We start from the raw sequence: 9,059 nt of genomic DNA, 5'->3' as shown, positions 1-9,059 counted from the left end.
CTTTAGAGCACACTTTACATTAAAGCGTTAACCTAAAGACTAAGAAATATTAAATAGTATCCATAAAAAAACCTGAACGAATTGTTCAGGTTTTTTTATGGATACTATTTAATATTTCTTATAAACTAATCAAAAGGTTGAATTAGTTAAGAACTCATTCTTAAGTAGAATAAAAATTATTATAATAAGTATGATAAAACGAAAATAAGCAAATAACAAAAATGCTTAAAATGAGTATTCACGTTGAAACAAAACTTAATAAATTTTAAATTACTGTGGTTCTAAATAAACTCTTGAATAAATAAAAATTTAGCAAAAAAAAACAGCTATAAAAATAAATTTATAGCTGTAAGCTTAGTAAGTTGTAAGTAAGGCTCTATAATTGAAAACCTAGAGATAAAGTAATGTTAGAATTAGTATTATCTATGTTAACTCTATCTACAAGTCCAGTGTTAAAAATTTGTTGATTCCTAGATTGCTCTGCTTGATCAAAAGTTAAGTCAAGAGAAGTGTTTCCAAATCTATATCCTAAACCTAGAGAGTAGCCTGTTAAGTCACCAATTGTATTTTCGTCTTTATATGGGCTTTCTTCAAATCTATAACCAGCTCTAAGGCTTAGTTGTTTTATTTTATATTCTCCGCCAAATTTATATGTGTTTGCTGTAGTAAATATGTTATTAATTTCAGAATTTAATTGAGAATAATAAGCATCAGATGTAGGTTTAAATTTTGTATTACTATAATCTTTTCTCGAGTAATCAAAACTTAAAAGACCGTTAGTTCCAAAAACATAAGCTAAACTACCGGTGATTTTAGCAGGTGTTTGTAACTTATAAGGTGCAAAAATATTAACAACTTGTGGGTTTATTGTTTCTGAAAAAAACGTACTACCATCTTCTAATGGAATACCATCACGACTATTAGTTTGTATAAATTGTGTTGTTTCTTCTTCAATTGTCATCCAAGTAGGAGAGTCGTAAGCTAATCCTAATCTTAAATTATCTGTAACTTTAATAATGCTTCCTAGTTGAAAAGAAAATCCAGAACCATTCGTATTTAAAATATTTTCAAAATAAATATCATTCACAACGGCACCTGAAGTGTCGTTAGATTCATTAATAGAAGTGAAACGTTCAAAATTTAAAAAATGAGAATTTAAATTAAGACCTAAATAAATGTTGTCTCCATATTGCGCTCCAATGTTAAAAGCTAATTTTCCATTATAACCGGTTGATGTATAATTGTATTGTTGGTCAAAAGAATTCCCAACTACATTAGAAAAATAATTAGTATCTGCATCATCGCCAGTTTCAGATTCTATAATATATGAAGTATATCCTAAAAAGGCTTGTTGGTTTTGTTCTCCATAAAAGCTTCCAATTTCAGAATAAGCTTCAGAATAAGATTCACCTGCAAAAGCAGAAATTTCATCTAACCTAAGTCCATTAGCATTGTTTAAAAAGAATTTTGCTATAGAACCACCAGCATTAACATCTTTATTATTTGTTCCAGCTGCAGTCCAAGTATCATGATAATTTTTAGTATTATCATAAGCAATGCTAAAAGAGAATTTTTTCCATTTTGAGTTTTCATTAGTATTTCTAAAAACAAAAACGCCACCGGCTTGATTTAAAGAAAAATCAGAATCAGAAATAGAGTTTCTTCCTCCAAAATAATTTGTCTCATTATTTGAGTCCATATTATTTATAGAAAAGGAAGCATAACTGTTGGTAAAAACAGCAGAACTAGCAGGATTAATATTGACAGCACTTAAATCCCCACCAAGCGCTCCAAAAGCTCCACTTAATGCTTTAAATCTAGCAGAGCCAATAATTTCTCCATTACTGTATCTTAAGGCATCATTTGTACTTTGACTGTAAAGAGTAGACATACTAAGTATGCCTACGAAAACGAATATTATCTTTTTCATAAAATTTATAAATCTATATATTTAATTTTATCCTCTTCTACGAGAACTTGATCTTGAACCAGAAGAAGCTCTTGATGAGCTTGAGCTTCTAGATGGACTACTGTATGAGCGATTAGATCTAGGAGTAGAGTTTACTCTTGTACGAGTTCTAGTTGGAGTAGTATTACTTCTTACCCTAGTTCTATTACTTTTTACTCTTGAAGGCGAAGTAGATGAATTTGTTTTAACTCTAGATCTAGTTCTAATATTTGTATTATTGTTGTTATTAAATCTAGTTGAACTGTTTACTCTAGAACGTGTTCTTGTCGAGTTACTTCTTAACCTTGCAGAATTATTATAATTTCTACCATTTAATGAAGTGTACCTTGAAGCTAAAGCATTTCTTCTACTTCTATTAAATGCGCCACGTCTATTGTAATAATAACCAGTATTATAGTAATTAGAGTAGCCAAATCCATAGCCATAGTTTGGAAACCAATAAGGATTGTAGAAACCTCCACTAAATCCAAAACCAGCATTCCAACCAAATCCATTAAAGCCAAAACCTGAATTCCAACCGTAATAAGGTCGATTCCAGCCAAATCTATTCCATCCCCAATATGGCATTGTCCATCCCCAATTACTGTAATTGTTATCATAAACATTTATAGTAACCTCATTACCATTGTCACCCCAAGCACCGTAACCTTCAGATTCAACACCTTCTTCGTAATTTCCTTGATAAGAATCAATATCAACAAATACTTCGTTGTCTGCAGCTTCTAATTCTAGAGATTTTTCTTTAAAATAATTTTTATAATAGTCGCTATTAGAACTTTCTTCAACTTCAGCATAAGTGACTTCTTGTGTTGAAGTATCATCTACGTAAATACCATCACTCTCTTGTCCAACATATTGATAAGAGCCACACGAAGTGAGACTAAACACCAAAATTAAACCAGTAATTGCTGGTAATTTATTAAGTAAGTATTTTTTTAATTGCATAACTATGAGATTTTATTGTTGAACATAACAAAAATAGTTAGTTTTGTCCAACTATTTCTTTTTTTAACATAGTCACAAAATTTGTGCCAAAACACTGTATATGAGCAAAAAACTCACGAGTAGAGCAGAAGATTATTCAAAATGGTATAACGAATTGGTTGTCAAGGCCGATTTAGCAGAGAATTCAGCGGTAAGAGGTTGTATGGTTATTAAGCCTTATGGTTACGCTATTTGGGAGAAAATGCAAGCCGAATTAGATAGAATGTTTAAAGAAACAGGACATCAAAATGCATATTTCCCATTATTTGTACCTAAAAGCCTATTCGAAGCTGAAGAAAAAAATGCAGAAGGTTTCGCAAAAGAATGTGCAGTTGTAACTCATTATAGATTGCAGAATGACCCTGACAATGAAGGAAAACTTAGAGTTGATCCTGAAGCTAAATTAGAAGAAGAACTTGTAGTTAGACCAACAAGTGAAGCTATTATTTGGAATACATATAAAGGATGGATACAATCTTATAGAGATTTACCATTATTAATTAACCAATGGGCAAATGTTGTTAGATGGGAAATGCGTACAAGGTTATTTTTACGTACAGCAGAATTTTTATGGCAAGAAGGACATACAGCACATGAAACAAGAACCGAAGCTATTACGGAAGCAGAAACAATGAATAATGTTTATGCAACTTTCGCAGAAGAATTTATGGCTATTCCTGTTGTCCAAGGATTGAAATCTGAAAGTGAACGATTTGCAGGAGCAGAAGAGACATATTGTATAGAAGCTTTAATGCAAGATGGAAAAGCATTACAAGCAGGAACATCTCATTTTTTAGGACAAAATTTTGCAAAAGCTTTTGATGTTAAGTTTACTAACAAAGAAGGAAAACAAGATTATGTTTGGGCTACGTCTTGGGGAGTTTCAACAAGATTAATGGGAGCCTTAATAATGACACATAGTGATGATCAAGGTTTGGTGCTACCACCAAACTTAGCACCAAATCAAGTAGTAATTGTTCCTATATATAAAACCGATGAGCAATTAGAGCAAATTACAGATGTTGTAAATGGTATAATGAAAGATTTACGTGCTAAACATATTACGGTAAAGTTTGATAATAGGACCACACATAGACCAGGCGCTAAATTTGCACAGCATGAATTACAAGGTGTACCATTACGTATAGCCATTGGAGCAAGAGATTTAGAAAATGGAACTGTTGAGTTAGCTCGTAGAGATACGTTAACTAAAGAAACAGTCTCTTTAGAGTCTTTAATAGAAAAAGTAGAAGGATTAATGGTGGAAATTCAAGATTCGCTTTTTAATAAAGCATTAGATTTTAGAAATTCTCACATTACTGAAGTAGAAAATTTTGAAGAATTTAAATCTGTTTTAAAAGAAAAAGGTGGTTTTATTTCAGCACATTGGGATGGTACAATTGAAACTGAAGATAAGATAAAAGAAATCACTAAAGCAACCATACGTTGCTTACCTATTGACGGTGAGTTAGTTGAGGGTGTTTGTGTGTATTCTGGAAAGCCTTCTAAAAGAAGAGTTTTATTTGCAAAAGCATATTAATTAAAAAAAAATAAAAAAAAAATTAAATAAGTATTGCAAAAGTAGAAATTAGTTGTATTTTTGCATCCGCAATGGAAACATTGTTAAGTTATTTAAAATAAGTTTTTGCAGAGTAAAAAAAATATTATATATTTGCACACTCTTAAATAAATGGCCCGTTCGTCTATCGGCTAGGACGCATGGTTTTCATCCATGTAAGAGGGGTTCGATTCCCCTACGGGCTACAATTTTTTAATAAAGAAAATATAAACTAATGGCAAATCATAAGTCAGCGCTTAAAAGAATTAGACAAACTGAAACTAAGCGTTTAAGAAATAAATATCAGCACAAGACGACTCGTAATGCGATTAAGAAATTACGTGAGTTAACAGATAAGAAAGAAGCTGAAGCTTTATTACCTTCTGTATTCTCTATGTTAGATAAATTAGCTAAGAAAAATGTAATTCATGCTAATAAAGCTGCCAATTTAAAGTCTGGTTTAGCAAAACACGTTGCTGCTATATAATTAAGACTTTAGTTTTAAATTTAACAAAAGCCTATTGAAATTTCAGTAGGCTTTTTTGTTGTTTTATACATTAGTATTCTGCTTACTATTTAATGTGCTAGCTTAAGAAAAAGGTTGATGTTTTTTTTTTACAAGAGTACTGTCTATTGTTTAAAAAAATAAAGTTTATATCTTAAATTATAAAAAAACGATAACGAATAGCTTGGTAACGCTATGTGTTTTTATGTTGAAATTACACTTGAAAGCTTATTTGTTAAATTGTTTAACTAAAAAAAGCCTTGATATATCAAGGCTTTTTTTAGTTAGGATATAACATCCTAATATTTAATTAAAGTGTTAACCGATTAACCATTCATTGAAATTAAAAACTCTTCGTTAGTTCTTGTTTGTTTAAAACGATCGTTTATAAACTCCATTGCCTCTACAGGATTCATATCGGCAAGATATTTACGCATTACCCACATGCGTTGTATAGTTTTGTCATCTAATAATATATCATCTCGTCTTGTACTTGATGATGTTAAATCTATAGCTGGGAAAATTCTACGGTTAGATATTTTACGATCTAATTGTAGTTCCATATTACCAGTTCCTTTAAATTCTTCGAAAATTACTTCGTCCATTTTAGAACCTGTTTCTGTTAATGCTGTAGCGATAATTGTTAGCGAACCTCCATTTTCAATATTACGTGCAGCACCAAAGAATCTTTTTGGTTTGTGTAAAGCGTTTGCATCTACACCACCAGAAAGTATTTTTCCTGAAGCAGGTTGTACAGTATTGTATGCTCTTGCTAAACGTGTAATAGAGTCTAGAAGTATAACAACATCATGACCGCATTCTACTAATCTTTTTGCTTTTTCTAATACAATGTTTGCAATTTTTACATGCTCATGAGCTTCCTTATCAAAAGTAGAAGCAATAACTTCACCGCGAACATTACGCTGCATATCTGTAACTTCTTCTGGACGTTCGTCTATAAGCAAAATCATTTGGTATACTTCTGGATGATTAGCTGCTATTGCATTTGCAACATCTTTAAGTAACATTGTTTTACCTGTTTTAGGTTGAGAAACAATCATACCACGTTGTCCTTTTCCTATAGGAGCGAATAAGTCCATTATACGAGTTGAAATTGTAGATTGCTTTTCAGCGATATTAAATTTCTCTTGAGGAAATAACGGTGTTAAATGCTCAAAAGATACTCGATCTCTAACAACATCTGGACTTTGGCCGTTAATTTTATTTACTTTAATTAGTGGAAAGTATTTTTCGCCTTCTTTAGGTGGTCTTACATTTCCAAGTACTGTATCTCCAGTTTTTAAACCAAATAAACGTATTTGAGATTGCGATACATAAATATCATCTGGTGATGATAAATAATTATAGTCTGATGAGCGTAAAAAACCATATCCATCTTGCATGATGTCTAATACGCCTTCACTCTCAATAATAGCATCAAATTCAAAATCTGGTTCACGGTAACGGTTGCGGGTATCTTTATTTCCGTGAGTATTTCCGTTTTTACCTTGATTACGGTTATTGTTTTTATTTTGATTGTTTTGACGATTTTGATTGTTGTTATTATCTTTTTTATTATCGTCTTTTCTGTTTTGATGATTATGTACAGGCTTTTTGTGCTGTGGCTTAGCTTTTTGTTCTTTTGCAGCAGTAGGAGTTGCTTCCTTTTTAGTGCCCTGTTTTTTATCGTCTTCTTCTTTATCCTTAAAAGCTAAAGTTTCTTGGTTTGTTTTTGCTTTAGGATTAGGTTTGTTTTGCTTAGCTGCTGGAGTACGTTGTACGCGCTCTCTTTTTGGCTTTGCGGCTGGTGCTTTTTTAGTAGTAGTTTGTTTTGCGGCAGGCGCATCTACTTTTACTTCTTGTACAGCTTTTGGGTTTGCTGCTTGCTTGTCTAAAATTTGATAAACAAGATCTAATTTTTTTAGTGATCGAAACTTTGGTATGCTTAATTTTTTAGCCATTTCCTGTAACTCAGGAAGTTTCATTTCTTTTAATTGTGAGATTTCAAACATGAATTGTTTAATTGAATATTTTTTTAGAAAAATATGTTTTTGAAAAATTTCCGAAGAAAATTATAATTGAATTTTTTTGAAGAAATAACGTCTTGCTACTGTGGTTGTTGCAAATCGTTAATGCAATAATACGACTTTATTTTAATTTTTTAGCTAAAATTTGCAAAAGAAGTTATATTTTTGAAACTCAAATTTTTCGAATAAAATAAATGATACAACGCATACAATCTTTCTATTTATTACTTGCCGCAGGTATATCGGCTGGATTGATTTTTGTTTTTCATTTATGGATAACTAATGAAGACGTAAAAGTTTTTGCTATAGATGAGCCTTTATATTTTGGCATGTTTTTAGCTTCTGCTTTCTTGTCTTTAGTATCTATATTTAATTTTAAGAAAAGGAAATCTCAATTTATGTTGGGACGACTTAATATAATATTAAACTTTATTTTACTAGGATTACTTGTATATCAATCTCTAAATGTATCTGGAGAAGCTTTGGTTTCTGAGAAAGGTATTGGGATTTTTCTTCCAATTCTGTCTATTGTATTATTGGCTTTAGCTAATAAGGCGATTAAAAAGGATGAAGATCTCGTAAAATCTGTAGATAGATTACGATAAACCTATCATCTTAGTAGTATTAGTGCGTGAGCCCAAGGTGAAGATCTTGGGCTTTTTTTTCTAATAACGTTTTGGAAACTCTATTACTTCTAAATTTTCTATTTTCTTTCCATCTATAGTGAAACGCAACATGGTTCTAACTTTATGAAACCCATGTTTACCTACAGCGCCAGGATTCATATGTATTAAATTTAGTTTTTTATCTGGTATTACCTTTAAAATATGAGAATGTCCACATATAAAAATTCGTGGCGGATTTTTGTAAATTTCTTCACGAACTCTAACATTATATTTATTAGGATAACCACCAATATGTGTTATCCAGACATCTACATCTTCACACATAAACCTATTGTTTTCTGGAAATTCTAACCGTACTTTATCGCCGTCTATATTGCCGTGAACACCACGTAAGGGTTTTAGTTTTGAAATAGCATCTGTAACTTTTAAATCGCCAATGTCTCCAGCATGCCAAACTTCGTCTGCTTGTTTAACATATTTTAAAATATCATCATCAATATAACTGTGAGTGTCTGATAAGAGAAGGATTTTTTTCATGTATTGGGAGAGGATTTCAATGTCTTTTTTATTACAATTTTAGCATTTCTTTAGCAACAAAAAGAAGTATCTTTGCTACTTTAAAAAACGTAAAAATACATCTTTCTTTGCGATATTTTATAGAACTTTCATATAACGGAAAAGCTTATCACGGTTGGCAGGTACAACCTAATGCTATTTCTGTGCAAGAAGTTTTAGAAAAAGGATTGTCTACTTTGTTAAAAGAAAAAATATCTACAATGGGTGCAGGAAGAACAGATGCTGGAGTTCATGCAATACAGTTATTTGCTCATTTTGACACAGATGTGATTTTTGAAGAGCACATGCTTCAGTATAAATTAAATTCATTTTTACCTGAGGCTATTTCAATTCAAAATATATTTAAAGTAAAAGCAGATGCTCATGCTCGTTTTGATGCTGTTAGCAGACAGTATTTATATAGAATTGCACTTCAAAAAAACCCATTTAATACAGAGCAAGCTTTCTTATTAAAAGCGAAATTGGATATAGATAGAATAAAAGAAGCAACAAAAATTTTATTTGATTATAAAAATTTTCAATGCTTTTCTAAGAGTAATACAGATGTAAAAACGTATAATTGTAATATAATGAAAGCCCAATGGGAAGTTGTTGGTAATGAGCTTCAATTTACAATTAAAGCCGATAGGTTTCTTAGAAATATGGTGCGGGCAATTGTTGGCACTTTAATTAATGTTGGAGTTGGAAAATTAGAAGTTAATGATATGCATAATATTATAAAATCTAAAAATAGAAGTGAAGCCGGATTTTCTGTGCCAGCACATGCATTATACTTAACCGAAGTCGCTTACCCAAAGACTATAAAATTATAATC

Annotated in this window: 8 protein-coding genes and 1 tRNA gene; 5 read left to right on the top strand and 4 right to left on the bottom strand. The window is 31.1% G+C overall.

Annotated features, from left to right (window positions below; all coding sequences use genetic code 11):
* Positions 1-376 precede the first annotated feature (376 nt).
* Complete coding sequence (locus BM549_RS11295; protein WP_290470363.1) at positions 377-1,891, bottom strand: OmpP1/FadL family transporter; 1,515 nt, start codon at positions 1,889-1,891, stop codon at positions 377-379.
* 66 nt (positions 1,892-1,957) lie between these two features.
* The gene (locus tag BM549_RS11290; protein WP_290470362.1) at positions 1,958-2,914 is read right to left on the bottom strand and encodes a hypothetical protein; all 957 of its coding nucleotides are present in this window, start codon (positions 2,912-2,914) and stop codon (positions 1,958-1,960) included.
* A gap of 100 nt (positions 2,915-3,014) precedes the next feature.
* On the opposite strand from BM549_RS11290, the gene proS reads away from it, so the two are divergent.
* The 3 genes from proS (at position 3,015) to rpsT (ending at position 4,998) form a co-directional block, all read left to right on the top strand.
* On the top strand, positions 3,015-4,493 hold the full coding sequence (gene proS, locus BM549_RS11285; RefSeq protein ID WP_290470361.1) for a proline--tRNA ligase: 1,479 nt from the start codon (positions 3,015-3,017) through the stop codon (positions 4,491-4,493).
* Positions 4,494-4,645: 152 nt separating this feature from the next.
* Positions 4,646-4,717: transfer RNA gene (locus tag BM549_RS11280), tRNA-Glu, on the top strand.
* A 29-nt stretch (positions 4,718-4,746) separates the two neighbouring features.
* Positions 4,747-4,998, top strand: coding sequence for a 30S ribosomal protein S20 (gene rpsT / locus BM549_RS11275; protein WP_290470360.1), 252 nt, complete (start codon positions 4,747-4,749; stop codon positions 4,996-4,998).
* Between the two features lie 344 nt (positions 4,999-5,342).
* On the opposite strand, the gene rho is transcribed toward rpsT, so the two are convergent.
* Positions 5,343-7,028 (bottom strand): transcription termination factor Rho, encoded by a 1,686-nt coding sequence (gene rho, locus BM549_RS11270; RefSeq protein WP_290470359.1) that lies wholly within the window; start codon positions 7,026-7,028, stop codon positions 5,343-5,345.
* A gap of 209 nt (positions 7,029-7,237) precedes the next feature.
* Between rho and BM549_RS11265 the strand changes: the two genes are divergently transcribed.
* Positions 7,238-7,648: a DUF4293 domain-containing protein gene (locus tag BM549_RS11265; protein ID WP_290470358.1), complete on the top strand. Its 411-nt coding sequence runs from the start codon at positions 7,238-7,240 to the stop codon at positions 7,646-7,648.
* A 60-nt stretch (positions 7,649-7,708) separates the two neighbouring features.
* Here the strand turns inward: BM549_RS11265 and BM549_RS11260 are convergent, their stop codons facing one another.
* On the bottom strand, positions 7,709-8,206 hold the full coding sequence (locus BM549_RS11260; protein ID WP_013868976.1) for a metallophosphoesterase family protein: 498 nt from the start codon (positions 8,204-8,206) through the stop codon (positions 7,709-7,711).
* A gap of 107 nt (positions 8,207-8,313) precedes the next feature.
* Here BM549_RS11260 and truA point away from each other — a divergent pair, with 107 nt between their 5' ends.
* On the top strand, positions 8,314-9,057 hold the full coding sequence (gene truA / locus BM549_RS11255) for a tRNA pseudouridine(38-40) synthase TruA (RefSeq protein WP_290470357.1): 744 nt from the start codon (positions 8,314-8,316) through the stop codon (positions 9,055-9,057).
* The last annotated feature ends 2 nt before the right edge of the window (positions 9,058-9,059 follow it).

Source organism: Lacinutrix sp. MedPE-SW, assembly GCF_001874145.1.
In the GTDB taxonomy this organism is placed as follows: domain Bacteria; phylum Bacteroidota; class Bacteroidia; order Flavobacteriales; family Flavobacteriaceae; genus Lacinutrix.
Note: the sequence above shows the minus strand (reverse complement) of the source record. Positions and strands in the feature narration are given on the sequence as shown.

Excerpts from the sequence above, each read along its gene's own strand:
- proS (WP_290470361.1), top strand. The coding sequence starts at position 3,015 with ATGAGCAAAAAACTCACGAGTAGAGCAGAAGATTATTCAAAATGGTAT.
- BM549_RS11295 (WP_290470363.1), bottom strand. The coding sequence starts at position 1,891 with ATGTCTACTCTTTACAGTCAAAGTACAAATGATGCCTTAAGATACAGT.
- rpsT (WP_290470360.1), top strand. The coding sequence starts at position 4,747 with ATGGCAAATCATAAGTCAGCGCTTAAAAGAATTAGACAAACTGAAACT.
- BM549_RS11290 (WP_290470362.1), bottom strand. The coding sequence starts at position 2,914 with ATGCAATTAAAAAAATACTTACTTAATAAATTACCAGCAATTACTGGT.
- BM549_RS11265 (WP_290470358.1), top strand. The coding sequence starts at position 7,238 with ATGATACAACGCATACAATCTTTCTATTTATTACTTGCCGCAGGTATA.
- rho (WP_290470359.1), bottom strand. The coding sequence starts at position 7,028 with ATGTTTGAAATCTCACAATTAAAAGAAATGAAACTTCCTGAGTTACAG.
- BM549_RS11260 (WP_013868976.1), bottom strand. The coding sequence starts at position 8,206 with ATGAAAAAAATCCTTCTCTTATCAGACACTCACAGTTATATTGATGAT.